The sequence below is a fragment of the Amycolatopsis sp. NPDC028719 genome (genome assembly GCF_055565395.1).
The window spans coordinates 181,046-207,756 of sequence record NZ_JBVHUL010000008.1 but is presented as its reverse complement, the minus strand read 5'-3'; the positions used below and the strand labels follow the sequence as shown (position 1 = coordinate 207,756).

The 26,711-nt window shown below is 71.3% G+C and carries 27 protein-coding genes; 16 read left to right on the top strand and 11 right to left on the bottom strand.

The window, feature by feature from the left end:
- The first annotated feature begins 296 nt into the window (after positions 1-296).
- The gene (locus ACZ4TR_RS33585) at positions 297-953 is read left to right on the top strand and encodes a response regulator (protein WP_465291711.1); all 657 of its coding nucleotides are present in this window, start codon (positions 297-299) and stop codon (positions 951-953) included.
- Between the two features lie 4 nt (positions 954-957).
- Here the strand turns inward: ACZ4TR_RS33585 and ACZ4TR_RS33580 are convergent, their stop codons facing one another.
- The 6 genes from ACZ4TR_RS33580 to ACZ4TR_RS33555 form a co-directional block, all read right to left on the bottom strand.
- Positions 958-1,137, bottom strand: coding sequence for a hypothetical protein (locus ACZ4TR_RS33580; protein WP_465291709.1), 180 nt, complete (start codon positions 1,135-1,137; stop codon positions 958-960).
- A gap of 126 nt (positions 1,138-1,263) precedes the next feature.
- Positions 1,264-1,476, bottom strand: coding sequence for a DUF5988 family protein (locus ACZ4TR_RS33575; protein ID WP_465291707.1), 213 nt, complete (start codon positions 1,474-1,476; stop codon positions 1,264-1,266).
- Positions 1,477-1,614: 138 nt separating this feature from the next.
- On the bottom strand, positions 1,615-3,207 hold the full coding sequence (locus ACZ4TR_RS33570) for a helix-turn-helix domain-containing protein (RefSeq protein ID WP_465291706.1): 1,593 nt from the start codon (positions 3,205-3,207) through the stop codon (positions 1,615-1,617).
- Positions 3,207-4,592, bottom strand: a complete 1,386-nt coding sequence (locus tag ACZ4TR_RS33565; protein WP_465291704.1) for a carboxylesterase/lipase family protein — start codon at positions 4,590-4,592, stop codon at positions 3,207-3,209. Before ACZ4TR_RS33565 ends, ACZ4TR_RS33570 begins: the two co-directional genes overlap by 1 nt.
- Positions 4,589-5,971 carry an FAD-binding oxidoreductase gene (locus tag ACZ4TR_RS33560; RefSeq protein WP_465291702.1) on the bottom strand — a complete coding sequence of 461 codons (1,383 nt, stop codon included), beginning with the start codon at positions 5,969-5,971 and terminating at the stop codon, positions 4,589-4,591. Before ACZ4TR_RS33560 ends, ACZ4TR_RS33565 begins: the two co-directional genes overlap by 4 nt.
- Positions 5,972-6,070: 99 nt before the next feature.
- Positions 6,071-7,450: a dihydrolipoyl dehydrogenase family protein gene (locus ACZ4TR_RS33555; protein ID WP_465291701.1), complete on the bottom strand. Its 1,380-nt coding sequence runs from the start codon at positions 7,448-7,450 to the stop codon at positions 6,071-6,073.
- Between the two features lie 74 nt (positions 7,451-7,524).
- On the opposite strand from ACZ4TR_RS33555, the gene ACZ4TR_RS33550 reads away from it, so the two are divergent.
- The 4 genes from ACZ4TR_RS33550 (at position 7,525) to ACZ4TR_RS33535 (ending at position 10,565) form a co-directional block, all read left to right on the top strand.
- Entirely contained in the window at positions 7,525-8,448 is a 924-nt protein-coding gene (locus tag ACZ4TR_RS33550) for a cupin domain-containing protein (protein ID WP_465291699.1), read from the top strand.
- 113 nt (positions 8,449-8,561) lie between these two features.
- Positions 8,562-8,924, top strand: a complete 363-nt coding sequence (locus tag ACZ4TR_RS33545) for an STAS domain-containing protein (protein ID WP_465291697.1) — start codon at positions 8,562-8,564, stop codon at positions 8,922-8,924.
- A 147-nt stretch (positions 8,925-9,071) separates the two neighbouring features.
- Positions 9,072-9,461 carry a hypothetical protein gene (locus ACZ4TR_RS33540; protein ID WP_465291695.1) on the top strand — a complete coding sequence of 130 codons (390 nt, stop codon included), beginning with the start codon at positions 9,072-9,074 and terminating at the stop codon, positions 9,459-9,461.
- 3 nt (positions 9,462-9,464) lie between these two features.
- Entirely contained in the window at positions 9,465-10,565 is a 1,101-nt protein-coding gene (locus ACZ4TR_RS33535) for an HNH endonuclease signature motif containing protein (protein WP_465292007.1), read from the top strand.
- A gap of 195 nt (positions 10,566-10,760) precedes the next feature.
- On the opposite strand, the gene ACZ4TR_RS33530 is transcribed toward ACZ4TR_RS33535, so the two are convergent.
- Complete coding sequence (locus ACZ4TR_RS33530) at positions 10,761-11,168, bottom strand: ATP-binding protein (protein ID WP_465291693.1); 408 nt, start codon at positions 11,166-11,168, stop codon at positions 10,761-10,763.
- A gap of 127 nt (positions 11,169-11,295) precedes the next feature.
- Here ACZ4TR_RS33530 and ACZ4TR_RS33525 point away from each other — a divergent pair, with 127 nt between their 5' ends.
- Genes ACZ4TR_RS33525 through ACZ4TR_RS33515 form a run of 3 tightly spaced genes read left to right on the top strand, consistent with a single transcriptional unit; the run spans position 11,296 to position 13,782 of the window.
- Positions 11,296-12,057 (top strand): thioesterase II family protein, encoded by a 762-nt coding sequence (locus ACZ4TR_RS33525; protein ID WP_465291691.1) that lies wholly within the window; start codon positions 11,296-11,298, stop codon positions 12,055-12,057.
- 28 nt (positions 12,058-12,085) lie between these two features.
- Complete coding sequence (locus ACZ4TR_RS33520) at positions 12,086-13,609, top strand: acyl-CoA carboxylase subunit beta (RefSeq protein WP_465292005.1); 1,524 nt, start codon at positions 12,086-12,088, stop codon at positions 13,607-13,609.
- Positions 13,609-13,782 (top strand): acyl-CoA carboxylase epsilon subunit, encoded by a 174-nt coding sequence (locus ACZ4TR_RS33515; RefSeq protein WP_465291690.1) that lies wholly within the window; start codon positions 13,609-13,611, stop codon positions 13,780-13,782. The genes ACZ4TR_RS33520 and ACZ4TR_RS33515 overlap by 1 nt, the downstream gene beginning before the upstream one ends.
- Here ACZ4TR_RS33515 and ACZ4TR_RS33510 read toward each other — a convergent pair whose 3' ends face one another.
- From ACZ4TR_RS33510 to ACZ4TR_RS33500, 3 genes are all read right to left on the bottom strand, one after another.
- Positions 13,783-14,436, bottom strand: a complete 654-nt coding sequence (locus ACZ4TR_RS33510; protein WP_364524734.1) for a response regulator transcription factor — start codon at positions 14,434-14,436, stop codon at positions 13,783-13,785. It lies immediately after the preceding gene.
- A gap of 17 nt (positions 14,437-14,453) precedes the next feature.
- On the bottom strand, positions 14,454-15,569 hold the full coding sequence (locus ACZ4TR_RS33505) for a sensor histidine kinase (RefSeq protein ID WP_465291688.1): 1,116 nt from the start codon (positions 15,567-15,569) through the stop codon (positions 14,454-14,456).
- Between the two features lie 116 nt (positions 15,570-15,685).
- Complete coding sequence (locus tag ACZ4TR_RS33500) at positions 15,686-16,948, bottom strand: nucleotide disphospho-sugar-binding domain-containing protein (RefSeq protein WP_465291686.1); 1,263 nt, start codon at positions 16,946-16,948, stop codon at positions 15,686-15,688.
- Positions 16,949-17,228: 280 nt separating this feature from the next.
- Here ACZ4TR_RS33500 and ACZ4TR_RS33495 point away from each other — a divergent pair, with 280 nt between their 5' ends.
- Together ACZ4TR_RS33495 and ACZ4TR_RS33490 are read left to right on the top strand one after the other, a co-directional pair.
- Positions 17,229-18,179: a proline iminopeptidase-family hydrolase gene (locus ACZ4TR_RS33495; protein ID WP_465291684.1), complete on the top strand. Its 951-nt coding sequence runs from the start codon at positions 17,229-17,231 to the stop codon at positions 18,177-18,179.
- A complete protein-coding gene (locus tag ACZ4TR_RS33490) occupies positions 18,172-19,131 on the top strand; it encodes an ACP S-malonyltransferase (RefSeq protein WP_465291682.1) in 960 nt (319 codons plus the stop codon). The genes ACZ4TR_RS33495 and ACZ4TR_RS33490 overlap by 8 nt, the downstream gene beginning before the upstream one ends.
- On the opposite strand, the gene ACZ4TR_RS33485 is transcribed toward ACZ4TR_RS33490, so the two are convergent.
- Positions 19,124-19,369, bottom strand: coding sequence for a phosphopantetheine-binding protein (locus tag ACZ4TR_RS33485; RefSeq protein ID WP_284750721.1), 246 nt, complete (start codon positions 19,367-19,369; stop codon positions 19,124-19,126). The two genes, ACZ4TR_RS33490 and ACZ4TR_RS33485, sit on opposite strands and share 8 nt — an antisense overlap.
- Positions 19,370-19,500: 131 nt before the next feature.
- Here ACZ4TR_RS33485 and ACZ4TR_RS33480 point away from each other — a divergent pair, with 131 nt between their 5' ends.
- The 6 genes from ACZ4TR_RS33480 (at position 19,501) to ACZ4TR_RS33455 (ending at position 26,710) form a co-directional block, all read left to right on the top strand.
- Positions 19,501-20,973: an AMP-binding protein gene (locus ACZ4TR_RS33480; protein WP_465291680.1), complete on the top strand. Its 1,473-nt coding sequence runs from the start codon at positions 19,501-19,503 to the stop codon at positions 20,971-20,973.
- 146 nt (positions 20,974-21,119) lie between these two features.
- On the top strand, positions 21,120-22,568 hold the full coding sequence (locus tag ACZ4TR_RS33475) for an AMP-binding protein (protein ID WP_465291678.1): 1,449 nt from the start codon (positions 21,120-21,122) through the stop codon (positions 22,566-22,568).
- A complete protein-coding gene (locus ACZ4TR_RS33470) occupies positions 22,565-23,773 on the top strand; it encodes a type III PLP-dependent enzyme domain-containing protein (protein ID WP_465291676.1) in 1,209 nt (402 codons plus the stop codon). Before ACZ4TR_RS33475 ends, ACZ4TR_RS33470 begins: the two co-directional genes overlap by 4 nt.
- Positions 23,770-24,246, top strand: coding sequence for a cobalamin B12-binding domain-containing protein (locus tag ACZ4TR_RS33465; RefSeq protein ID WP_465291674.1), 477 nt, complete (start codon positions 23,770-23,772; stop codon positions 24,244-24,246). Before ACZ4TR_RS33470 ends, ACZ4TR_RS33465 begins: the two co-directional genes overlap by 4 nt.
- Positions 24,243-25,514: a methylaspartate mutase gene (locus tag ACZ4TR_RS33460; protein WP_465291673.1), complete on the top strand. Its 1,272-nt coding sequence runs from the start codon at positions 24,243-24,245 to the stop codon at positions 25,512-25,514. The genes ACZ4TR_RS33465 and ACZ4TR_RS33460 overlap by 4 nt, the downstream gene beginning before the upstream one ends.
- 38 nt (positions 25,515-25,552) lie before the next feature.
- Positions 25,553-26,710 carry a cytochrome P450 gene (locus tag ACZ4TR_RS33455; RefSeq protein ID WP_465291671.1) on the top strand — a complete coding sequence of 386 codons (1,158 nt, stop codon included), beginning with the start codon at positions 25,553-25,555 and terminating at the stop codon, positions 26,708-26,710.
- Position 26,711: the final 1 nt, after the last annotated feature.

Sequence of the window (26,711 nt, the reverse complement as noted above, 5' to 3'; positions counted from 1 at the left end):
ACGAAGACCCTGTAAGGCCGCGGGTTGTGCTGGGGGAGTGTTCCGCCGAAAAGGGGTGGGGTGGTCCCCCGGGGCTGGGGCCTTTGGGGGGCGTGGCCCCCCCCCCCCCCCCCCCCACCTCCCTCAGTCGTCGTACCACTCCACCCGCACCGCGCTTGTCCCGAGCGGCGGACCTCCGTATGCGCGCAGCACCCCCGGGGGCGTGGTCACCGGTGGCTTCGAGGACCCGCCGGAACCGCACCTGACGCCCACCCGGCCATTTTCCCGGACCCCCGGAATGCGGCAGACTGCCGATCATGACGATCGCGGTGATGGTGGTGGACGACCAGCAGGTCGTGCGCGAAGGCCTGGTCGCGCTGCTGGGCCTGCTCGACGACGTCGACGTCGTCGGGTCGGCGGCGAACGGCGCGCAGGCGCTCGAACTGGCCGGGACGCTCGATCGGCTCGACGTCGTGCTGATGGACCTCACCATGCCGGTCCTGACCGGCGCGGAGGCGACCCGGCGGCTCACGCGGGACCACCCGGACGTCGCCGTCCTGGTCCTCACGACGTATTCGGACGACGAGTCGATCGCCGGTGCGCTCGCCGCGGGGGCGAAGGGCTACCTGACGAAGGACGCGGGCCGGCACGAGATCGGCGCCGCGCTGCGGGCGGTCGTCGCCGGGCAGCTGACCTTCGGGGCGGACGTGTCGCGCCAGGTCGCCGGAGCCCTGTCCGGAGCCGTGAAACCCGCACCGCCCAAGGAAAGCCTCCCGGACGGGCTCACCGCGCGCGAGGCCGAGGTGCTCGGGTGGATCGCCGCCGGGCTGAGCAACGGTGAGATCGCGGCCGAGCTGGTCATCGGCGAGACGACGGTGAAGACGCACATCAACAACGCGTTCGCCAAGATCCGCGCCCGCAACCGGATCGAGGCCATGCGCTACGCGGTGCGGCACGGCCTCGACCACGACTGACCGGTCACGATTTGCGGCGCTCCTCGAAGTGCTCGAGCGCTTTGCTCCCGATCTGCTTCGCCTGGTCGTACCGGCCCGCTTTCTTGAGCGCGTACACGACCACGCCGAGCAGCAGGATCAGCAGGAAGATCCCGCCGCCGATGATGGCGAAACGAAGCAGCATGAAACCGAGTACTTCATCCATCGCGGATTCCCCTCCGGAATGCGGCGCCGCTTTCGCGCGGCACCCGACCGGAAGGAAACTAGCGCCGGTGCCGGGTGGAGCGGGACCTCCGCGGGGTGGAGATCCGGGTGGAGCCGCGGCCGCGGGTCACTCGGCGACCCTGGTGCGACCGCACCAGGCGAACACCGGCACCTGGTCACCGCCGCTGGTCGTCGTGAACTCGCCCTCGTGGGAGAAGTGCTCGTAGCCGGCCCCGAAGCTGACCTTCGCGACTTCGCCGATGCTCCCGACCGTCCAGTCGCGGTGCTGTTCGGTCAGCTCGGCCGGACCGCCGGAAAGCGTCACCTTGATGTTCGTCATGATTCATCTCCGTGGGGTCGTCTACGCGGAGGAAAGGCTGGAAATGTGGCCTTCGTCTCTCGACGATGCCTGACGGACGTTCGCCGTGTCAATATTCCTGGTTTCGCGCGGAATGGCGCGAAATAGGGGTTGACGCGCTTACCCCAGTTCCCGGCCCAGCCGGTGGACGCGCAGGGCCAGGTGGACGTCGAGGGCGCGGTCGCCCTCCTGCCAGTCCGGGCCCAGCACCGCCGTGATGCGGTCCAGGCGCTGGTAGAGCGTGTTCGGGTGGATCGTCAGCTCGTCGGCCGCCGAGGTCTTGTGGCGGCCGTGGCGGAGGAAGACCTCCGCCGTGTGGACGAGGTCGGTGCCGCGGTCTTCGTCGTGGGCCAGCAGCGGGGCCAGCGTGCGGGTCACGAACACGCCGGCCTCCTCGCGCCCGGCCTGGCTCAGCACATAGCGGTACGGGCCGAGGTCGGCCGGGGAGGCGGTGGAACCGGTGCGGCCCAAGGCTTCCAGTACCCGGACGCACGCCGACGCGTCGTCGTACGCGGCGGCCAGGTCGGTCACGCCGGTCGCCGGGCCCGCCAGCCCCGTGGTGCCGAAGTCCGCCGCGCGGACCGCCGCCTCGTCCACGCGGACCAGGGCGACCAGGCGACCGTCCACTGTGGCCACCAGACCGCCGTGGCGGGCGGTGAACTCCCGCAGCCGGGGGTTCTCGCTCACCACGACCAGGTGCGGACGGCGCAGGTCCAGGCCCAGTGACCGGGCGTACACCGGGGCGTCGCGGACGCGGCCGGTCACGATGTGCTCGACCAGTTCCTCCGCCGTCCGGCGTTCGGCCCGCGCGACCGACGCCACCAGCGCGACCGTCATCGCCGAGCGTTCCAGCAGCCGGACGTCCGCCTCGTCGAGCGGCGCGTCGAGAACCACCTGCAGCGCCCCGAAATACGCGTTCGCCGACGCCACCGGCACGGTCACCGCGCGCTCGCCCACGTGCGTGCGGCGCGCGGCCGGGTCGGCGAACCGCGCCGACGGCGTGCCGTCGAGAGCCGCCTCGACGAGCGAACCGGCACGGGCGGCGGCGCGGACCTCGTCGTGCTCGCCGGCCACCACGACCAGGCCGGGCACCAGCTCCGACAGCGGGACGACGACGTCTTCGGGCGCGCCACCGTGCAGGGCCACCTCCGACAGCCGGTCGTGCAGCCGCACGGCGCGTTCGAGCCGGTCGTTCGCCGTCGCCAGCGCCGTGACCAGCTTGGCGTTCTCGATGGCGATCGCGGCGAACGAGCCGAGCGACGTCAGCAGCGACGACTCCGCCGCGGTGAACCGGCGCACCGCCCGCTGCGACACCATCAGCACGCCGGCCACCTTGCCCCGCAGCCGCAACGGCACCCCGAGGATCGTGCGCAGGCCCTCGTCCTCGGCGACGCGGTCGACCTCGCCGAGGTGCGTCAACCGGGCGTCGCCGAGGTAGTCGGCGCTCTGCACCGGTTCGCCCGTGTCCGCCACCTGCCCGGCCAGCCCGCTGTGCGGCGGCAGCACGACGCCGCGCAGCCGCGGGCCCAGCGAGCCGTCGGTGACCCGGATGACCAGCGAGCCGTCCGGTTCCGCCAGCGCGAGGTAGGCGACGTCGACGCCGAGCAGGCGCCGCGCGTGGTCGACGACCTCCTGCACCAGCGCGTCGAGGTCGTGGACCGCCGACAGGCGCAGGGCGAGGTCGTACAGCTCGCGCAGGCCGCGGGCGTCCATCAGCCCAGGTGGGTGGTGCTGCCCTCGGCCCAGCCGGGGTCGCCGGTGGCGGCGAACCGCGTCCACGCCGCGTTGACCTCGCGGGCCAGCTCCGCCGGCGGGTGGTCGCCGACGAGGCCGGCGGACGCGTCCAGGGAGTCGAACACGAACGGCAGCTCCATGCCGTGGCACGCGCCCAGGTCCGGGGCGCGCCACTCGAACTCGTAACGGAATGAGCGGCCCTGGTGGTTCTCGACGAGTTCCTCGACGCCGTCGCGGAAGACGAGGTCGGTCATGGCCTCGACGAACACCTCGCCCGCCTTCCGGCCACCACCCAGGCCGTAGCCGCGGAGCACGCCCGCCGCGTCCGGGTGCGACGCCGACAGCATCGCCACGGCCTGCTCGTCGGTCAGCACGTCCACCAGCCCACTCGGGCCGAAGTAGAGCAGCATCTCCTCGCGGCAGGTGCCCGCGATGAGGTCGACATCGGCGCCTGCGCCGTTGCGGATCGCTTCGCCCGGGTGCTCCGGCAGGACGTCGTCACCGACCAGCGGGAGGAACGGGCTGAGGCCGAAACCGTGGTCCAGGCCGTCCGCGCCACGCAGGTCGGGCCCGCCGCCGGGCTTGAGCAGGGCGTCCTGGGCGTCGAGCAGCTGCTCGGTCGAGAGCTTCCGGAACGCTTCGGCGGTGGGTTCGACGCCGAGCCGGCCGGCGACCACCTGCGTCACCCGCGCCGGCTCCGCGCGGCCGCGGACCATGTTCGCGTGTCCACTTTGGACGACAGCGCGGCGGAAAAGCCCGGCCGACAGCGGCGAACCGAGCAGGCACGCGACGCTGATCGCGCCCGCGGACTCGCCGAAGAGCGTGACGTCGGCGGGGTCACCGCCGAACGCGGCGATGTTCTCCCGCACCCAGCGCAACGCGGCGAGCTGGTCGCGCAGGCCGAGGTTGGTCGCGCCGCCGTCGAGCGGCAGGAAGCCGTCGATGCCGAGCCGGTACTGCAGCGTCACCAGCACGGCGCCGCCGCGGGTGAACGCCGTGCCGTCGTAGACCGGGGCGGAGCCGGTGCCGCCGACGAACGCGCCGCCGTGCACGAACACCAGCACCGGGAGTGCTTCCGCGGCCGGGTCCGGCGTCCAGACGTCGGCCGTCAGGTAGTCCGGGCCGGGCCGCCAGCCGGCACCGACCAGGGCGGACAGGTCGAGGCCCGGGATTTCCCGACGCCGTTGGGGCGCGGTGGGCCCGGCCTCGCGGGCCTCGCGCACGCCCTCCCACGACGGGGCCGGAACCGGCTCGGCGAACCGCAGCTCGCCTTCGGGCGCGGCGGCGTAGGGGATGCCGCGGAACCGGACGCCGGTGGCGATCGGCTCGCCGCGAACCTCACCGGCGGTGGTGCGGACGATCATGCGGGTGTCCCTTCGGGGAAGACCTTGCCGGGGTTGAGGATGTGGTGCGGGTCGAGGGCGTGCTTGACCGCGCGGTGCATTTCGAGGACGCCCGCGCCGAGTTCGCGCGCGAGGCCGGGCTGCTTGAGCAGGCCGACGCCGTGTTCGCCGGTGACGGTGCCGCCGAGGTCGAGAGCGTCGGAGATGATGTCGCCGAAGGCCGCCTGGGCGTTCTTCCGGGCGGTCTCGTCGCCGGCCGGGGTGACCAGCAGCGGGTGCAGGTTGCCGTCGCCGATGTGCGCGACGTTGGCGATGTGGACGCCGTGGCGCTGCCCCGCCGCGTCGATGCGCGCGAGCATCTCGGGCACGGCCTGCGTCGGGACGCAGACGTCCTCGGTGAGCAGTGGGCCGAGCCGTTCCAGGGCGGGATAGGCGAGGCGGCGGGCGGCGAACAGCGCGTCGGCCTCGGCCTGGTCGGTCGACTGGGCGGCCCACGTCGCCCCGGCCTGCTCGAAGCAGTCCAGGATCTCCGCGGCTTCGTGCTCGCCGAGGGCGCCGGGGGAGTCGGTGCGGGCGAGCAGCACGACGTTCGCGTCGGCGCTCAGGCCCATGTTCTTCCACTGGTCGACCGCGGCGAGGCAGTGCCGGTCGACCAGCTCCAGCGCCGAGGGCAGCACGCCCCGGGCCGCGACCGCCGCGGCGGCCTGCCCGGCGGCCACGGTGGTGTCGAAGTACCCGGCGACCGTGCGTTCCGCAGCGCGGGCGGGCCGCAGGCGGACGGTGACCTCGGTGATCACGCCGAGCGTGCCCTCCGACCCGACCATCAGCCCGGTCAGGTCGTAGCCGGCGACGCCCTTGGCGGTGCGGCGCCCGAGCCGGACGAGCTCGCCGGTGCCGGTGACGATCTGCAGGCCCAGGACGTAGTCGCGGGTGACGCCGTACTTGACGCAGCAGACGCCGCCGGCGTTGGTGGCGACGTTGCCGCCGAGGGTCGACCACGGCGAGCTGGCCGGGTCGGGCGGGTACCAGAGGCCGCGCTCGGCGCAGGCGGCGCGCAGGTCGTCGTTGACGACCCCGGGCTCGACGACGGCGTACCGCTCCCGCTCGTCGATCTCCTTGATCGCGGTGAGCCGGTCGGTGACGAGCACGACGCACCCGCCGACGGCGTTCGCCCCGCCGGAGAGGCCGGTGCCGGCCCCGCGCGCGACGAGCGGGGTCCGGTGCTCCAGGCAGGCCTTGACCACGGCCTGGACCTCTTCGGCGGTGTGCGGCCGGACGACCACCGCGGGCTGTGTGTAGGGGGCCCACTCGGCCTCGTCGTGGGCGAAGCCCGCCACGACGTCCGGGTCCCGGACCAGCCGGTCCGCCGGCAGCCGGGCGGCCAGGTCGTCGATCAGCATCCGCGGGAACCTCCTCGTCACCGGGTTCCCACGCTAGGGCCGCGGCGCCCGTCTGGCCATGGGGAAAGTCCCCACCGGCTGCGGCCCGGGATGTGCGTTCTACCCGCTGACCACCTTGCCGAGGACCTCGTTGAAAGCTTCGGTCGAGCTCGGGTGCGTGTAGATCGCGGTGCGCAGCTCGGTCGCGGTGACGTGCTGGCGGATGGCCAGCGCGACGGTGTTGATGACCTCCTGCGCGTCGATGCTGAGCAAGGCGGCGCCGAGGATCAGGTCGGTGTCGGCGTCGATGAGGAACTTCATGACGCCACGTGTCTCCTCGACCGTGTAGGCGCGGGGCATGGCGACGATGTCGGCGACCTTTTCGCGCGCCACCTTGATGTTCAGGCCCTGGTCGCGGGCTTCGCGCTCGGTCAGGCCGACCGTCGCGAGCGGCGGGGTGATGAAGAGCGTGTGCGGCACGGCGACCCGGTCGGCCGTGGTGCGCTTGCCCTCGCCGAGCAGCTGGTCCAGCACGATCCGGGCGTCGTCGAGGGCCACGTAGGTGAACTGCGGGCCGCCGTTGACGTCGCCGACGGCGTAGATGTGCGGCTGGCTCGTGCGCAGGTACTCGTCGACCTCGACGGCGCCGTGCGGGGTGGTCCGGACGCCGGCCGCGTCGAGCCGCAGGCCGTCGGTGACCGGACGGCGGCCGGTGGCCGGGAGGAGGGCGCTCGCTTCTACCTCGTGCGTCTCGCCGCCCTTCTCGTAAATGACCTTCGCGACGGCGCCGCTGTCTTCGACCTTCGTGATCTTCGCGCCGGTGATGATCTTTATGCCGTCACCCTCGAGGATTTCCCTCGCCGTGTCGGCGATGTCCTCGTCCTCGCGGGGCAGCAGCCGGTCCGCTCCTTCGAGGACGGTGACGTGCGTGCCGAAGTGCCGGTAGATCGACGCGAACTCGAGCCCGAGGTAGCCACCGCCGACGACGATCAGGCGTTCCGGCAGGGTCGCCGCCTGCGTGAGCTCGGTGCTGCTGACCAGGTGCTTGCTGGTGGCCAGGCCGGGGATCGGCGCGATGACCGGCGCGGAGCCGGTGCTGAGGATGATCGTCGGCGCGGTGACGGTGATGCGGTCGTCGCCTTCGCCGACGGTGACGGTGTGCGGGTCGGCGAACCGGGCGGTGCCGGTGATGACGGTCGCGGTGTCCTTGCCGTCGAGCGAGGCGAAGTTGCCCGCGCGGAAGGCGCTGGTCAGGGCGCGGACACCGGCGATGGAGTGGGCGAAGAACTCCTGCGCGTCGTCCTCGAGGCGGCGGCCGTTCGAGTAGTGGACGAGCATCTTGGTCGGCACGCAGCCGACGTTCGGGCAGGTGCCGCCGTACATGTTCTCGGACTGTTCGACGAGGACGACGCGCTTGCCCGCGTCGCTGAGCGCGTGGGCGGCGGTCTTCCCGCCCTTGCCGAAGCCGATGACCAGGACGTCCGCGGTGAGCTTTTCCATGCGGTCGAGTGTGCGATCGTGCTGGTGATACGAAAAGGCTTGCCAGTATCAGTTTTCTGCTCGAAAGTATCACCATGGACACTGTCAGCCGCTTGCTTCGCGGGGCCGGGCTCGAGGCGGCGCTCGAGAAGCACTGCCTGCTCGGGGCGGGTACGCGGATGGACGTTCCGCGGTCCCCGGAGCTGACGGTGCCGTTCCACGTCCTGCTCGAGGGGGAGTGCCGGCTGCACGTCGGCCGTGCGGTGTTCGACCTGCGCCCCGGCGACGTCGTGCTGATCCCGAGCGGCGCCGGGCACCGGGTCGTCACCGCCGGGCCGGGCCGGCCGCGCGGCACCGTCGAGACCGAGGGTGCGGCGTTCGCCACCAAGCGCAGTGAGCGGGGCGGTGACCCGGTCATCGACCTGTTCTGCGGCCACTTCACGGTCAACGCGGGGGCGGGCGCGCTGCTGTTCCGGAGCCTGCCCGGCGCGATCCACGTGTCGTTCGGGCAGTCCCCCGAGACCGACGAGGTCCTGCGCGGGCTGAGTTTCCTGATGCGCGGTGAGGCTCTTCGCGAGGGCTCCGGAACGGCGGCGATCCTCTCGGCGCTGAGCACGGTGCTGCTGGCGATGGTGCTGCGGACGGCCCGGGGCGCGGCCACGGCGGACGCGCTGTGGACGGCCGTGGCCGACCCGGGGATCGCGTCGGCGGTCTCCAGCGTCCTGGAGGAGCCCGGGGCGGACTGGACGATCGAGCGGCTCAGCCGTCAGGTGGCGATGTCCCGCGCGACGTTCCTGCGGCGGTTCGTCCGGGAGACGGGGATGACGGTGGGGGCGTTCCTCACCCGGGCCCGGATGATGACGGCGGCCCAGCTGCTGTCCACGTCCGACGCGACGGTGGCTTTTGTCGCCAACCGGGTCGGCTACCAGTCGGAATCGGCGTTCACCCGTGCGTTCCGGGCCGAACTGGGGACGACGCCGGCCCGGTTCCGTCGTGCATCGCTTATGCATCGGTTGTAGGGTGAGAGTGAGCGGTTCAGCCTGCAGCCGTCGTGCCTCGATTCCGCAGCCCCCACCCGGGCTGCCGTGCGGCCGGACCGGTCTCACGCGTCTTCGCCAGGGAGGCCCTCGCGATGCTCATCCCCGCTCCCCGCACCTGCCCGACCTTCGAAGTGACCACGACGACGGAAGCGACCGTCGTCACCGCGGCCGGTGACCTCGACCTCGCGGTCACGGGCCGGCTGGCCGCCCTGCTCGAGGTTCGGCGGTCGTCTCCCGCACTGGTTTTCGACGCGTCGGCGGTGACGTTCTGCAGCGCTCGTGTGCTGACGATCCTTTTGGACGCCGCGTCGGCCGGGGTGCCGTTCGCCGTTGCGGGCCGGTGCCGGGCTTTGCTCCGGCCGATCGCCGTGCTCGGGTTGGCTCCGTCGCTTCCGGTGCATTGGAGTGTCGAGGAAGCTTTGGCTTGGTTGAACTTGGTGCCTCGGTTGTCTTGAGGTTGTTCACTTGCGTTATCGGGGTTTGGTGCCCGCAGTCTTGAAGATGCGGCTTCGCCGGGGCGTGGGAAATCGGCGCTTCGCGTGGTTGCTTGTTCGCACCTGATCGAGTGATGACGTGTGTTCGAATCCCGGTAATCTTGTTTTGTGGACAGGGAAACGGTGTGGCAAGCGGATGCGGTGGCCTTCGCCGATCGCATCTCTGCGCTGCTCACTGTTGTGCGGTCTGCCGAGGCTGAGATCGGTTCTCTGCTGGCGGAAATCGAGACCCGCGGTGTCATGGAGTTGTTCGGATACCGTTCTGTCGCACGGCTTTTCGAACACCTCGCCGATGTTCCCAAGTCCGCTGCCGAGACTGTCGTGAAGCGAGCCCGCGCTCTCACTTCGAGCCGTACCCTGGATGGCACTCCCATTCCCGCTATCGCTCCCGCCACCGGCGCTGCCGCCTCGGAGGGCCGGTTGAGCAGCCCGATGATCGACACGATCGTCGGGGTGATGACCCAGATCCCGCCCGAGCACCGCGATGATGCCGAGTAGCACCTGCTCACGTTCGCCGCCGAAGCCGGGCACAAGCAGGTCGCCGCTTTGGGTGCACGCATTCTGGCCCACCTCGACCCTGATGGCGCCGCACCCGACGAGACCGAACCGGCCATGCCCAGCCGCGAATTGTCGTTGCGCCGCAAGAGAACCGGGTTCTGGGAGCTGAACGGCCGTTTCGATGACGAGACCGGCGCTCGAGCCAGCGCCCTGTTCGACTCGCTCGCCGAGCGCCACAGTCCCGACGAGGGCCCGGACTTACGCTCGCCGTTGGAACGTTACGGCGACGCCTTCTCCGACGCCATCGACCTGGCTTTCAACTCTCCGGAGTTGCCGATGCAGGCCGGCGAACGAGCCCACGTGATGATCGCGGTCTCGTTGGCAGACCTGAAGTCGAGCATCGGCCAGGCCATGCTCGGCGACACCGGAACCACCTCCGGTGCCGCTCCGGCGGCCCTCGGCAACACCGGTACCCCGCCCAAGGCCGCGGTCGGCCGGGCCATGCTCGGCGATTCCGGCACCGCCCTTACGGCCGCCGCCGGTCAAGCCGACTTCGGCACCACTCCCAAGGCCCGGGTCGGCCAGACCCTGCTCGACGACACCGGCACCACCAACACGCCCGTTGCCGGCCAAACCAGTCTTGACACCACACCCAAGATCAGCGTCGGCCGGGCCATGCTCGGCGATTTGGGCACCATGTCCGCGGCCGAAGCCCGGATCCACGCCTGTGACTGCAAGCTCATCCCCGCAGTCCTCGGCACCCACAGCGAACCCCTCGACCTCGGCCGCCACCACCGCCTGATCACCACCCCGCTCCGCCGTGCGCTGTACCTGCGCGACCGCGGCTGCGCCTTCCCCGGCTGCCACCGCCCACCCCGCCACTGCCAAGGCCACCACATCCGGCACTGGGCAGACGACGGCCCCACCGAACTCGCCAACCTGGTCCTGCTCTGCGCCCACCACCACCGGCTCCTGCACCGCTCCGGCTGGCAAGTCCGCATCGCCACCGACGGCCTACCCGAATTCCTACCACCCGTGTTCCTGGACAAACGCCGAAAACCCCGGCGCAACAACCTCCACCAACCACTCCCATTCGCAGCGTGAACACACGGGAAAGGCCCGCAGCCAACCGGCTACGGGCCTACACCCACGCCCCGGAGACGACAAGGCCAATCGCCGGCAGTCTGGTCAATCAACGACATCCGCGCCCGGCAGTGTCCGGCTTGCAAGCCCGGCCCGTCCGGCCGGGTCGAGGCTGGTTCGCGCGATTCCAAAGGGTTCTGAAGCGGCAACAGCGGGCTAATCGTCCGCGCACTCCATCCGAGCCCAAACCAGCTTCCCGTCGTCATGCAGGCTGACACCCCAGGCCAGGCAAAGCCGGTCCACCAGCAACAACCCCCGCCCGCCCCCGTGATCAGGTACTCGCAGCTTCGGTTCGCCGCCCCCGGTGTCGGCCACCGCCACCGTCACCTCGCAGGGGTCGTGCGCGTGGTGGATGCGCAGCTGCTTCGGTCCTCCGCTGTGGAGGTAAGCGTTTTCCAGCAGCTCTCCGACGATGATCAGCGTGTCGATCAGGTCCGTGTCGCGGAGCGTGCCCAGCTTGACCTCGGCCCAGCGGCGGGCCGCCGTCAGGCCGGGCCGGTCGGTGCCGGTGACGTCCAGCACCTGCCAGCCCGCCCGGTCGGCTCCGCTCCAGGTCACCTGCATACGCGGGCGGGTACCCGGATCGGCCGCCGCTACCCGTCGCGTAGGGGGACTTAGGGGTCGTCGACCTTCTCTTCCGCTGGCTAGCTTGGCCGGGAGGAGCCTCCGACACCGAAGGGCGGTGGACGACATGGTCGCCCCCGTGGACCACGCCGAGGAGAACTGGTTCCGCCGGTTCGCCGCGTCACCCGAGGCGAAAGCGCGGCTCGTGTGCCTGCCGCACGCCGGCGGGTCGGCACCCTTCTACTTCCCCGTCGCCAAGGCGCTCGCCCCGGACGTCGAAGTGCTCGCCGTCCAGTATCCCGGGCGGCAGGACCGGCGGCACGAACCCTTCCTGACCAGCATCGACGCCATGGCCGAGCAGGTTGCCGAACTTCTCCTGAAGCACACCGACCGGCCGCTCGCGCTGTTCGGGCACAGCATGGGCGCCATGGTCGCCTACGAGACCGCCCGGCGGCTCGAGCGGGCCGGCCAAGACGTCGCCGCGCTGTTCGTCTCCGGGCGGCGCGCTCCCTCGCGAACCCGCGACGAGAGCGTGCACACCCGGACCGACGACGGCGTCATCGCCGAGCTGCGGCGGCTCAGCGGCACCGAGGCGGACCTGCTCGGCGACGACGACGTCGTCCGCATGATCCTGCCGGTCGTGCGCAACGACTACCGGGCCGTCGAGACCTACCGGTACACCCCGGGCGACCCGCTCACCGCGCCGATCGTGGCCTTCACCGGCACCGACGACCCGATGGCCACCGTCGACGAGGTCGCCTCCTGGGCGGACCACACCGCCGGCGGCTTCGAGCTGGTCGAGTTGTCCGGTGGCCACTTCTTCCTCACCCGCCACCAGGGCGTCATCCTCCGGCGGCTGGCCGACGAACTGGGAGGCGTCCGTGTCTGAGACAACGTTCGCCAACCGGCTCGACGAGCTGCGCGAGATCAAGGAAGCGGCGCGCCGCGGGCCCGACGACGCCGCCACCGTCCGCCAGCACGAGCGCGGCAAGCTGACCGCGCACGAACGGATCGAGCTGCTCCTCGACCCGGGCTCGTTCACCGAGCTCGAAGCCCTGCGCCGGCACCGGGCCACCGGCTTCGGCCTCGAGCAGCGCCGCCCGCACTCCGACGGCGTCGTCTGCGGCTGGGGCACCGTCGACGGCCGGACGGTGTTCGTCTACGCCCACGACTTCCGCATCTTCGGCGGCGCGCTCGGCGAGGCGCACGCGCAGAAGATCCACAAGGTGATGGACCTCGCCGAAGCCGCGGGCGCGCCCCTGGTGTCGCTCAACGACGGCGCCGGCGCCCGGATCCAGGAGGGCGTCACGGCGCTCGCCGGCTACGGCGGCATCTTCCGGCGCAACACCCGCTGTTCCGGGGTCATCCCGCAGATCTCCGTGATGCTCGGCCCCTGCGCGGGCGGCGCGGCGTACTCGCCCGCGTTGACCGACTTCGTGTTCATGGTCCGCGAGACCTCGCAGATGTTCATCACCGGACCCGACGTCGTGCAGGCGGTGACCGGCGAGGAGATCACGCAGAACGGCCTCGGCGGCGCCGACGTGCACGCCGAGACCTCCGGCGTCGCCGCGTTCGCCTACGACGACGAGGTGAGCTGCCTCGCCGACGTCCGATACTTGCTTTCCCTGTTACCGGCCAACAACAACGAGACGCCGCCGCACGTGCCGGCCGCTGATGCGCCCGATCGCCGCACCGACCGGCTGCTCGACGTCGTGCCCACCGACCCGGCCCGCGCCTACGACATCTGCGACGTCATCGCGGAGATCGTCGACGACGGCGAGTTCCTGCAGGTGCACGCCGGCTGGGCGGCCAACGTCGTGTGCGCGCTCGCCCGGCTGGACGGGCACGTCGTCGGCATCGTCGCGAACCAGCCCGCGCTCCTCGCCGGCGTGCTCGACATCGAGGCGAGCGAGAAGGCCGCCCGGTTCGTGCAGACCTGCGACGCGTTCAACATCCCGCTCGTCACGCTGGTGGACGTCCCCGGGTTCCTGCCCGGCGTCGACCAGGAACACGGCGGGATCATCCGGCACGGCGCGAAACTGCTCTACGCCTACTGCAACGCCACCGTGCCGCGGGTGCAGGTGATCCTGCGCAAGGCCTACGGCGGGGCGTACATCGTGATGGACTCGCGGTCGATCGGCACCGACGTCTCGCTGGCGTGGCCGACGAACGAGATCGCCGTGATGGGTGCCGAGGGCGCCGCGAACGTGATCTTCCGCCGCGAGATCAAGGCGGCCGACGACCCGGACGCCGTGCGGGCGCTGAAGATCAAGGAGTACCGCTCCGAGCTGATGCACCCGTACTACGCGGCCGAGCGCGGTCTCGTGGACGACGTGATCGAGCCGGGGGAGACGCGCGAGCTGCTGATCCGTTCGCTCGCGATGCTCCGCACCAAGCACGCCGACCTTCCGGTGCGCAAGCACGGGAACCCGCCGGTCTGATGGGCGAGCCGGTGGTGCGGGTCCTGCGCGGCGCGCCCGACGAGACCGAGCTGGCGGCGCTGGTCGCGGTCCTGGCCGCGGTCGGCGCCCCGAAGCCGGCCGAACCCGAAGCGCCGGCCCCGCGCCCGCGGCGGCGCCCCCGGTACCAGCCGGCGACGAGCTGGCGCCGCTGATCAGCTCCGGACGGTCGTACTGTCCAGATAGGTCAGGACCGCGCGGATGCGGCGGTTCTGGTCGCGGCTGGCTTCCAGGCCGAGCTTCGCGAAGATGTTGCTGATGTGGTTCTCCACCGCGCCCTGGGTCACGACCAGGTCCTTCGCGATGGCCGCGTTCGACAGGCCCTGCGCCATCAGCCCGAGGACCTCCATCTCGCGAGCCGTCAGGCGTTCGAGCGGGTCGCGGTTGCGCGAAAGCATCTGGGCGACGACGTCGGGGTCGATCGCCGAGCCGCCGCCGGCCACGCGCCGGACCGCCTCGAGGAAGTCGGCGACGTCGGCGACGCGTTCCTTCAGCAGGTAGCCGACGCCGGCGGTGCCCTCGGCGATCAGGTCGACCGCGTAGCTGCCCTCGACGTACTGCGAGACCACTAGCACCGGCAGGCCGGGGACCTCCTTACGGGCCGCGATGGCGGCGCGCAGGCCCTCGTCGGTGAACGTCGGGGGCATCCGGACGTCGGCGATGACCAGGTCCGGCCGGTGTTCGCGGACGGCGACGAGCAGGTCGTCTCCGTTGTCCACCGCGGCCACCGTCTCGATACCGACGTCGGCGAGCAGGCTCTGCACGCCGGCCCGCAGCAGGACCGAGTCTTCGGCGATGACGACACGCATTGCGCACTCCCGGGGGTTCACCAGCGGACGGGCAGGTCGGCGCGCACCACGGTCGGCCCGCCCACCGGGCTGACCACGGTGAGCACGCCGTCGATGGTCGCGGCCCGGTCGGCGAGCCCGGCCAGGCCGCCGCCGGGACGGACGGAAGCGCCGCCGTGACCGTTGTCGAGGATCTCGACGACCACGGTCTCGTCGTCACGGGTCACGCGCACCGACGCGCGATCGGCGCCGGCGTGCTTGGCGATGTTGGTCAGCGTCTCGCTGACGATGAAGTACGTCGTGGTCTCCACCGGCGCGGGCGGGCGCGGGTCGACGGTCACCTCGACGTCGACCGGGATCGGCATCCGCGCGGTGAGCGACGACAGCGCCGCGTCCAGGCCGCGGTCCTGCAGCACCGGCGGGTAGATCCCGCGGGCGAGGTCGCGCAGCTCGGACACCGCGAGCTTGGCGTCCGCGTGCGCCGCGCCGATCAGCTCGCGCACGGCCGCCGGGTCGTCCAGGTCCAGCTTCAGCTGGGCCCGGCCCAGGCTCATCGCGACGGACACCAGCCGCTGCTGGGCGCCGTCGTGCAGGTCGCGTTCGATGCGCCGCCGCTCGGCTTCCACGGCGTCGACGCCGCGGGCGCGCGAGTCGCTCAGCTGCCGGGTGCGGGCTTCCAGCTGCGCCGTGCGGTCCGGTCCGAGCATCGACGCCGTCAGCGCGGCGTGCAGGGCGCCGATCCGCGGCGCGACGAAGATCCCGAACGGCGGCACGGCGACCGACACGATCCCGGCGACGAACTCCACGATGCCCAGCGGGAACGCGAGCAGCACGTAGTTCACCTCGCGCCAGGTGGCCTGGTCCACCAGCCGGACCTGCCACGTCTGCAGCAGCCCCGGCCCGTGTTCCCGCCGCCGCGGCGGCGGCACGTCGACGCCGAGCATCGTGTGGACCCAGCGCCGCTCCAGGCGGGCGAAGCTCTGGACGAGCGAGGTGGCGGTGATGAGGATCGGGATGCCGACCCAGAGCATGGTGGTGGCGATGCCGAGCAGCATGGTGACCAGGACGACCACGAAGGCGGCGATCCGCAGCGGCAGGCTCCCGATGAGGAACCCGATGGTGCGCACCACCTTCGGCCGCGCGGTCACCGCCATCTTTTCGGGGGTTCGGGTGGCGGAGCCCCCGGCCTGGGGCGGAGCCCCGGATGTCACTGCCATCTTTTCGGGGGTTCGGGTGGCGGAGCCCCTGACCTGGGGCGGAGCCCCGGAGGTCACTGCCATCGCGCGATCCGTTCCAGGTCAGGTATGAGGTCGTCCAGCGTCGGCGTGGCCAGCATCTCGTCACGGACCTCGAGCGCGCAGTCCCGGAAGGACGGTTCCTCCAGCAGCCGGTTCAGTGCACTCCGGACGGACTGCGGCGTGACGTCCTCGAGGTCGAGCACCAGGCCGTTGCCGCGCTTTTCCTGAGCGACCGCGGAAACCCGTTCGCTCCAGGTGGTGCCCGGGATGACCAGCTGCGGGACGCCGTTGACGACCGCGTTGCCGATCGTCGCGCCGCCGCCCTGGTGGATGATGGCCGAGCAGCTCGCGAGGAGCTCGTTCATCGGCACGAAGTCCACCGCGCGCACGTTGTCCGGGATCTTCTTCACCGACGCGAGCTGGGTCGCGTTGAGCGTCGCGATCACTTCGACGTCGAGGTCCGCGAGGCCGTCGAGCAGGTCGGCCACCGACGTCTCCTCGACGCCGAGCACCTGCCGGTTCGAGATGCCCAGGGTCAGCATGACCCGCCGGCGCTCCGGCTTTTCGAGCACCCACCGGGGGATGGCCATCGGCTTGTTCTGCGGGACGAACCGCGCCGGCACGTAGTCGACGTCGACGCCGTCGTAGCGCAGGTAGGACGGGTGGCAGTCGAGGGTCTTGACGCCGTGGCGCAGGGATTCGTCGTAGGAGGCGCCGAACCGGCCCACGGCGGCGGACATCCATTCGACGAACGGGTCCGGCGTGGTGTCTTCGGGGTGGTTCGCGCGCAGGTCCCGGTACTGGGCGGCGATCCGCGCCGTCTGGTCGGCGGCGTACATCATCCGCAGGTGCGGGACGCCGAGGGCGTGCGCGACGATCGGAGCGGCGTAGATCATCGGGTCCCACACGACGAGGTCGGGCTGCCAGCCCTTCGCGAAGCGCACCAGCTCGTCGAGCAGCGAATCCGGGGTGGTCCAGCGGAAGACCTCCACCCAGTGCTCGTAAACCGTGCGGACGTACTCCTCGGTGTAGCGCTCCGGCCGGCTCTCGGAGATGCGGAAGCCGCCCTGCATGGCGTTGTCGCCGTCCATCTGCAGCTGCCGGTGGCGGGCGATGTCGAGCTCGTCGCCGAACCACATCGCGTCGAGGCCGGTTTCGGCGAACGACGCCACCTCGCGCGGGTTGCACTGGCCGACGAAGCGCACCTCGTGCCCGGCCGCGGCGAGCGCCCAGCCCACCGGGGCCATGCTGTAGACGTGCGTCCTCGTCGGGAACACCATCATCATGACGCGCATCGACGCACTCTCCGAACTCGGGGGCGAAACACCGCTACAAGGGAAAAGGTAGTGCCGGTGCGCTGTCGGGCCGACCCGGCAACGTGGCGGTAGGGGTCGCGAACCCCTGTTCCGGCGCGGATTCCTTCCACGGCGGATCGTCGTGCGCTAGGCAGGTCGAGCAGGCTTAGAACGGCTTTAGACGCCCCTTAGGGGCTGGTTCCGCCGGGGCCGCGACGGCTAGACATGAACGTGGGTCCGGCCGTGTGCGCCGGGTGAGGGAAACGAAGAGGTGATGAGCATGGCCGTGGCACCGATCGCGAAGGGCTGGGTGCCCTTCGGCGGGTACCGCACCTGGTACCGGGTCACCGGCACCGCCGGTGGCGAGCTGCCCGCCGTCGTCGTCGTGCACGGCGGGCCGGGGAGCACGCACGACTACCTGCTGAACCTCTGCTCGCTCGCCGAGCACGGGTTCCCGGTCGTGCACTACGACCAGTTGGGCAGCGGCGGTTCGACGCGGCTGCCGGGCCAGGACCCGGAGTTCTGGACGCCGGAGCTGTTCGGCGACGAGCTGGACAACCTGGTGCAGCACCTGGGCATCGAGGACAACTACGTCCTCTTCGGACAGTCCTGGGGCGGCCTGGTCGTCGCGCGGCACGCCGCGCAGCGCCCGGACGGCCTGCGCGGCCTGGTGATCGCCGACTCGCCGGCGTCGTACCCGCTGTGGCGCCAGGAGATGGACGTGCTGCGCGCCCAGCTCCCGCCGGGCGTCGACGACCAGCTGCGGGCGCACGAAGCCGCCGGCACCACCGGCGCGCCGGAGTACTTCGAGCTGATGCGCGCGTTCTACGACCGGCACGTCTGCCGCGTGCTGCCGTGGCCGGCCGACTACCTGGCGTCGTTCATGGAGATGGCCGATGACAACACCGTCTACGCCACGATGAACGGCCCGAGCGAGTTCACCGTCACCGGCACGCTCAAGGACTACTCGGTGATCGAGTACCTCGACGACATCGAGGTGCCGACGCTGCTCGTGTCCGGGCGGCACGACGAAGCCACCCCCGTCACGGTCCAGCCGTTCTTCGACCGGATCCACGACGTGCGCTGGGAGGTCTTCGAAGACTCCAGCCACGTCCCGCACCTCGAGGAGCCCGAACGGTTCCGCGAAGTCCTGCTGGGTTTCCTGCGGGACGTCCACCCCACCGCACCCGCGAGCCGGGTCGCCGAACGAGAGGTCGCCAGCCATGGATGAGGCCACCCGGCCGGGATCGGCGGTCGTCTTCCCCGGGATGAGCCCGTGCCGCTTCGCCGACTTCGGCAAGTTCCTGCTCATCAACCCCTTCGCCCGCAAGCTGATCTCCCAGGCGAACGACCGGCTCGGCTATTCGCTGGTCGACCGCTTCCGCGAGACCGAGGGCGACTACTCGGCCTACGCCCAGGTCGGGTTCATGCTCACCTGCGTCGCCCTGGCCCAGTGGGCCGAGGAGGAGCAGGGGATGAGCCCGGACTACTGCGCCGGCCCGAGCTTCGGCGAGAAGCCGGCCAGCGTGTACGCCGGGTCGCTGACGTTCCAGGACGCGGTGTGGATGACGGCGGAGCTCGCCCGCTGCCTCACCGAGTTCTTCGCGACCGAGTACACCGACGTCGTGACGCACTCGTTCGTCCGCACCCCGGAGGAAAGACTGACGGACGCCTTGTCGCAGCTGGAGGACAAGGGCGAGTGGTTCGACATCTCGTGCTACATCGACCACGACTTCTACATGGTCTCGCTGCGCGAACGGAACCTCGACTGGCTCAAGCAGACGGTCCGGAGCATGGGCGGGCTCTCCCTCTACACGATGCGGCCGCCGTTGCACTCGCGTGCGTTCGGCGCGCTGCGCCGCAAGGCGGAGGACGAGGTGCTCGGCGGTCTGGACTTCCACGACCCGCTGCTGCCGATCGTCGCCGACCAGGACGGCGAGATCCTGCGCAGTGGCGAGCAGGTGCGCACGATGCTGCTCGACAGCATCGTCAAACCGCTGCGCTGGCCGGACGTCGTGCACACGCTGGCGGACAACGGCGTGCGCAAGCTGTGGGTCGCGGGACCGGACACGCTGTTCGGGCGCGTCCGCGTCACCACCAGCCGCTTCGAGGTCGTCACGGTGAACCCGCGCATGGCCCTGCAACCCCGCCGCCGGGGCGCAGGACCCTCGCGCGTCAGCTAGCGGGCTGCAGAGCGGCCAGCGTGGTCCACAGCCGGCCGGGGTTCTCGAACGTCTCCAGGTTCAGGGCGTCATCCTCGAACCGCACGTTGTAGCTCTGCTCCAGCACGGAGAGCAGCTCCACGGTGGCGAGCGAATCCAGCCCGTACTCCCGCAGCGGCGTCTCGGCGGTCAACGCCTCCTCGGCGGGCAGGAAGGGGAGGTACGAGCGCAGCGTCTCGTCGAAAGTGCTGTCCCACATGGCTACTCCGGATCGCTAGGTTGGGATCTACCGAGAGGAAACCGACCGCCCGGTTCGGTTTTGGACTCTACCGCGCGTCACCCTCCCGGATCGACGCATCGGCACCCCTATTCAGCAAGTGGAGGACGACGATGGAAACGAGTCTTACCGGCGGGCCGCAGGCACGGTTCCTGCGCGGTCTCGAACGGTCCGGTGGTGGCGTGGCCGTCCACGTCGGTGACCAGGCACTCACCTACGAGCGGCTGCACGAGCTGGCGCTGCTCTGGGGCGGCGCGCTGGCCGAGTCCGGCGCCCGCACCGTAGGGGTCCTCGCCGGCAAGGGGGTCACGGCGTACGCGGGAATCCTGGCCGGGCTGTACGCCGGCGCGACCATCGTCCCGCTGCGCCCGGACTTCCCGGCCGCGCGGACCGCTCAGATGGTGGAAGCCGCCGGGATCGACATCATCGTGGCGGACGAGCGGGGCCGCGCGGTGGCGCCCGAGGGAGTTCCGGTGCTCGGCGAGCCGCGGGCGTCGCAGGCGCTGTCGGCGCCGCTGGCGCCCGCATCGGAGACCGCGTACGTGCTGTTCACCTCGGGCTCGACCGGGCGTCCCAAGGGCGTGCGGATCGGGCGGGCGGCGCTCGACCACTACTTCGGCCTGCTGGACGCCCGCTACGACTTCACCCCGGACGACGTCTTCTCGCAGACGTTCGACCTGAACTTCGACTGCGCGATGTTCGACCTGTTCTGCGCGTGGGGCGCCGGCGCGCCGGCGGTGGTGCTGCCGGGTGGGGCGTACCGGAACCTGCCGCGGTTCGCCGCCGAGCGCGGGCTCACGGTGTGGTTCTCCACGCCGAGCGCGATCGACCTGGTCCGCCGCACCGGCGGCCTGACCCCGGGCGCGCTGCCCGGGCTGCGGTGGAGCTTCTTCGCGGGCGAGGCGCTGACGGTCCGCGACACGGCCGACTGGCGCGCCGCGGCGTCGTCGTCGATCGTGGAGAACCTGTACGGCCCCACCGAGCTGACGGTGACGGTTTCGGGGTACCGCTGGGACGACGTCTCGACCCCGGAGATCGCGGTGAACGGTGTGGTGCCGATCGGCGAGGTGCACGCGGGCCACGACTACGTGCTGCTGGGGGACGACCCCGACGAGGGCGAGCTCTGCATCGCGGGACCGCAGATGACGCCGGGCTACCTCGACCCGGCCGACGAGCAGGGCCGGTTCCTGGACCGTGACGGCAAGCGCTTCTACCGCACGGGCGACCGCTGCCGCCGCCTTTCCGACGGCCTGGCGTATCTCGGCCGGCTGGATTCCCAGGTACAGGTGCTGGGCTGGCGCGTCGAGCTGACGGAGGTCGAGCACGCGCTACGCGACTGCGGCGTCCAGGACGCGGTGGTGCTGGGCGTCGCGGGCGACGCGGGGACCGAGCTGTTCGTCTTCTACACGGGCGGGGAACGGCCGGTGCTGGAGATGGTGCGCGCGTTGCGGGAGGTGCTGCCGGAGGGCGTCATCCCGCGCCACTACCGGCACGTGGAGGAGTTCCCGCTGAACTCGAACCGCAAGATCGACCGCAAGACCCTGGCCGCCCGCGCCACCGACCTCCTGGCTCCCGTCCCCGCCTGAACCCCCAGCGCACCCGCCCGGCCGGGCTTAGGGGCCGTTAGGGGTGGGGATCCGCAGGTCGGCACGGCTAGCTTTTCGAAGCGTCTCCAGGTGTGTGCCTTCCACGCCGGCACGGTGATCCTTCGAGTCCTTACGGAGTGGCAGTCGTGAACGATTCCTTGGTCCATTCTCTGCTCGACGCCGCGGTGGCCGACGCGGCCGGGGCGTCCGCGGTCCGCGACCGCGCCGGTGCCTGGACCTACGCGGAACTCGACGCGTGGAGCCACGCCGTCGCCGTGGTGCTCGCGCGCCGCGGGGTCGGGCCCGGCGCCCGCGTCGTCGTGCAGCTGCCCACCGACCGCGCGCTCGTCGCCCTCTTCTACGGCACTTCGCGCCGCGGGGCCGTGTTCGTGCCGATCAACCCGGCGATGAAGCGGTTCCACTTCGACTCCGTCGTGGCCAACGCCGAACCCGTGCTGGTGCTCACCCCCGAGGAGTTCGGTCCGTTGTGGACCGAGGTCGAGGAAGCCCACGGTCAACGCGCGGAAGCGGTCGAGGTGAGCGAAGACGACATCGCCGTCCTCGTCTACACCTCCGGCAGCACCGCCGCGCCGAAGGGTGTGATCGGCCCGCACCGCCAGGTCACCTTCGCCACCCGCGCGATCCAGGAAGTCCTCGGCTACCGCCAGGACGACGTCGTCTTCTGCCGGTTCCCGATGTCCTGGGACTACGGCCTCTACAAGGTGCTGCTGGCCACGCTCGGCCGCAGCGAGATCGTCCTCGCCGACGCCGAGTCGGACCTGCGGCTGCTGCGGCGGATGCGCGAGGTCGGCGCGACCGTCGTGCCGATCGTCCCGTCGCTCGCCACCATGATCGCCACGCTCGCCGCGCGCGACACCGAGCCGGCCGCGCCGGTGCGGCTGTTCACCAACACCGGTGCCGCCCTGCCCGACGCCACCATCGCCCAGCTGCGGAAAGCGTTCCCCGGCGCGAAGGTCGTCCGCCAGTTCGGCCAGACCGAGTGCAAGCGGATCACGATCATGCCCCCGGAAGAGGACACCGAGCGCCCCGGTTCCTCCGGGCTGCCGCTGCCGGGCACGTCCGTGCTGATCCTCGCCGCCGACGGGACCGAGCTGCCGGCCGGGGACATCGGCGAGATCGTCGCCGCCGGCCCGCACGTCATGCCCGGCTACTGGCGGGCACCGGAGATCTCCGCCCGCGCCTTCCGCCGCGACGAGACCACCGGCGAGCTGCGCCTGCACACCGGCGACTACGGCCGCCTCGACGCCGACGGCTACCTCTACTTCGAGGGCCGCCGCGACGACATGTTCAAGCGCAAGGGCATCCGGATGTCCACTTTGGAGATCGAAGCCGCCGCGATGGACATCCCCGGGGTCCGCGCGGCCGGCGCGATCCCGCCGAGCGACACGCGGGACCTGGCCCTCTGCGTCGAGACCGACCTGGCGCCCACGACGGTGCTGCGCGAACTCGCCAAACGGCTGGAGCCGCAGAAGGTCCCGTCCCTGTGCCACGTCGTCGAGGAGTTCCCGCTGACGGCGCACGGCAAGAACGCCACGAAGGAACTCGCCCTGCTCGTGGAAGGTGCTCGCCGATGAGCCGCGATCTCGCCGGAAAGTTCGGCACGCCCACCTACGTCTACGACCTCGACGTCGTCGCCGAGTCACGCGACCAGCTGTTCGGCCTCCTGCCCGAAGGCTTCCAGCTGTTCTACGCGCTGAAGTCCAACCCCCACCCCGAAATCGCCCGCGAGCTGCGCAGCGGTGGCTGCCGCGCGGAGATCAGCTCCACCGGCGAGCTGGCCAACGCGCTGCAGGCGGGGTTCGACCCGGCCGGGATCCTCTACACCGGACCCGGCAAGACGGACGCCGAGCTGGAGCACGCTATCGCGGCCGGCGTCCGGCTGTTCTCCGTCGAGTCGCTGACCGACCTGCAGCACGTCGGGGCCGCCGCGGAGAAGCACGGCGTCACCGCGTCCGCGCTGCTGCGCGTGAACACCACCGCGAGCAGCGGCGGTACCGGCATCCGGATGATGGGCCGCCCGTCGCAGTTCGGCATCGACGCCGAGACGCTGCCCGAGATCATGCCCGCCCTCAAGACGGTGCCCGGCGCGCGCGTCGTCGGCGCGCACTTCTTCACCATGAGCAACGCCCAGGACGAGGACGCCCTGCTGGGCGAGTACGAGTTCGTGCTCACCACGGCCGCGCGGCTGCGCGACGAGGTCGGACTGCCCTTGGAGGTCCTGGACATCGGCGGCGGGTTCTCCTCGCCGTACGCCGTGCCCGGCCCGCGCACCGACTACCCGAAGCTGCGCGCGGGGCTCGAGACGCTGCTCGACCTGCACCTCCCCGAATGGCGTGACGGCGGGATCGAGCTGGCCTGCGAGTCGGGCCGGTACCTGTCCGGTAGCTGCGGTTCGCTGCTGGCCGGCGTGGTGAACGTCAAGGAGAGCCGCGGCAGCCGGTTCGTCGTGCTCGACGCGGGGATCAACGTCGTCGGCGGGCTGTCCGGGATCGGCCGGCTGCTCCCCGCGGCCGTCGGGATCGAGGAAACCGGTGACGCGACCGGCAGCCTCGTCGGTCCACTGTGTACTCCCGGCGATTCGCTGGCCAAGGCGGCGAAGCTGCCCGAGCTGGCTCCCGGCGACGTCGTCACCGTGCCGAACGTCGGCGCCTACGGCGTCACCGCGAGCCTGATCAGCTTCCTCGGCCGGCCCGCGCCGACAGAGGTCGTGGTACGCGGCGATGAGGTCGTCTCGGTGTCGCGATTGGACTACCAGCGCGTCTACGAGGTTTCGCCATGACGGAAGAACTGCACGCCTACGGCGGCGGGGTCGCCACCGGGCCCTCCCGGCGGACGGTGATCGTCAGCAGCATGGCCTCGGACTCGCACACGTGGAACCTGGTCTACCTCGAGCTGCTCGTCGGCGAGCTCGGCTTCGAGGTGGTGAACCTCGGCGCGTGCGTGCCCGACGAGCTGCTGGAGTCGGAGTGCCTGAGCCGCCGCCCGGCGATGCTCGTGCTGAGCAGCGTCAACGGCCACGGTCACCAGGACGGCCTGCGCGTGATCCAGCGGCTGCGGGCCTTGCCCGGGCTGCGCACCATGCCGGTGGTGATCGGCGGCAAGCTCGGCGTCGGCGGCGCGCTGACCGCGGAGGAGACCGCGCAGCTGCTGCTCGCCGGGTTCGACGCGGTGTTCGACGACCAGCAGGGCGCGGCCTCGTTCCGCCGGTTCGCCGCGACTCTGTCGGCCGGTGCGACACAGGTGGAGGCGTGAGTTTCGAAGAGTTCGTCGCGCGACGACACGCCGCCGGCGAACTCGTCGTGCAGCCGCGCATGGGGTTCGCGGACCCGGCCGCCATGCGCGCCGGGCTCGCCGCGACCAGGAACGCGGCCGCCGCGACCGTCGGCACCGTCACGCTCGACAGCTACACCCGCGTCTGCGACACCGTGTCCGTGGCGCACGCGCTGCGCAACGGGATCGCCCTCAACGGCTACCCGATCGTCAACCACCCGGCCGAGGTCACGCGCGGGATGCTCGACGGTCTCGAAGGCCCGGACTTCCCGGTGCAGGTGCGCCACGGTTCGGCGCGCCCCGCGGACATCTTCCGCGCCATGATCGCCGCCGGCCTGCACGCCACCGAGGGCGGCCCGGTCTCCTACTGCCTGCCCTACAGCCGGACGCCCCTGGACGAGAGTGTGCGCAACTGGGCAGAGTGCTGTGACCTGCTGCTCGACGCCGAGCACCCGGCCGGCCGGCCGCACCTGGAGACGTTCGGCGGCTGCATGATGGGCCAGCTCTGCCCGCCGAGTGAGCTGGTGGCGCTGTCCGTGCTGGAGGCGTTGTTCTTCTACCGCAAGGGCGTGCGCAGCATTTCGGTGAGCTACGCCCAGCAGACGAACATGACGCAGGACCAGGAGGCGGTCTCCGCGCTGCGCCGGCTGTGCGCCGAGCTGCTGCCCGAGGCCACCTGGCACGTCGTGATCTACGCCTACATGGGCCTGTTCCCGCGGACGTCCGACGGCGCGCGGGGCCTGCTCAGGACGGCGGCCGAGCTGGCCGTGACGACCGGGTCGGAACGGCTGATCGTCAAGACCACCGCCGAGGCGCACCGGATCCCGACCGTGGCGGAGAACGTCGCGGCCCTGGAACACGCCGGCGCGGTGGCGCGGTCGGTCACCGGACGGGTCGTCGTCGAGGACGACAACCAGGTCTACCGCGAGGCGTATGCGCTGGTCGACGCCGTGCTGAACAGCCACGCCGACCTCGGCCGCGCGATCGTCGTCGCGTTCAAGCGCGGCCTGCTCGACGTCCCGTACTGCCTGCACCCGGACAACGCCGGGCAGGCACGCAGCTACCTCGACGCGACGGGCCGGCTCGGCTGGTCGGAGCTGGGGTCGCTGCCGCTGCACCGCGTGGTGGAGCGTCACCACGCCGACCGGATCACTTCGTCGACGTTGATGTCGGCGCTTTCCCACGTCCAGAACGCCTACGACGCCGAGGCGCTGGACCAACCGATGAGAGCGATTGGGGGCGAGTCGTGACGAGTTCACGCCGGACAGTCCGTGCGTATCCGTTCGACATGCACGAGATCTCCGTTTCCGAGCAGTACCACGTCCTGCAGCGCGAAGAGCCGATGAGCCGGGTGCAGATGCCCTTCGGTGAACCGGCCTGGCTGGCGACGAAGTACGCCGACGTCAAGCTGGTGACGACCGACCCGCGGTTCAGCCGGGAGCTCGCGCAGGGCCTCGACCAGCCGCGGATGCGCCGCCAGCAGATGGGCGACGGCATCATGGGGATGGACCCGCCCGACCACTCCCGGCTGCGCCGCCTGGTGAGCAAGGCGTTCACCGCGCGCCGTCTGGAGCAGATGCGCGACGGCGTCAAGGAGCTGGTCAACCGCCTGCTCGACGACATGCAGGCGCACGGCGACAGTGCCGACCTCGTCGAAGAGCTCGCGCGGCCGCTGCCGGTCACCGTGATCTGCGACCTGCTCGGCGTGCCGCAGGAGGACCACAAGATCTTCCGCGAGTGGACCCAGGCGCTGGTCAGCGACGCCACGGCCAAGGGTGACGTGCTGGACGTCTACGGCGACCAGCTCGACAACTACGTCGCCGGGCTGGTGGCGCAGCGCCGCGAGGAGCCGACCGACGACCTGCTCGGCGCGTTGGTCTACGCCCGCGACGCGGGGGACAAGCTGACCGAGAACGAGCTGATCTCGATCGCCGGCGCTGGGCTGTTGACCGGCGGCGTCGAGACGGTGTCGACGGCGCTGCCCAGCTTCGTCTTCACGTTGCTGACGCAGCCCGAGCTGCTGGCCCAGCTGCGCGCGGACCCGGACCTGATGCCGACGGCGATCGAGGAGCTGCTGCGGTACGTGCCGATCAACACCGCGGCGATGTTCGCGCGCTACGCCACCGAGGACATCCGCTTCGGCGACGTCGTGGTGCGCGCGGGCGACCCGGTGCTGCCGGCGCTGCACGCGGCCAACCGCGACCCGGAGGTGTTCGCCGACCCGGACCGCATCGACCTGACGCGCAAGCCGAACCCGCACGTCGCGTTCGGCCACGGCCCGCACCACTGCATCGGCGCGCAGCTGGCCCGGCTGGAGCTGCAGGAGGCGTTGAAGGCGATCCTGGCGCGGTTCCCGGACCTGCGGTTCGCGGACGGGCGCGAGGGCGTGAAGTGGGAGTACGGCGTGATCGTGCGCGGGCCTTCGCTGCTGCGCATCGCTTGGTGAC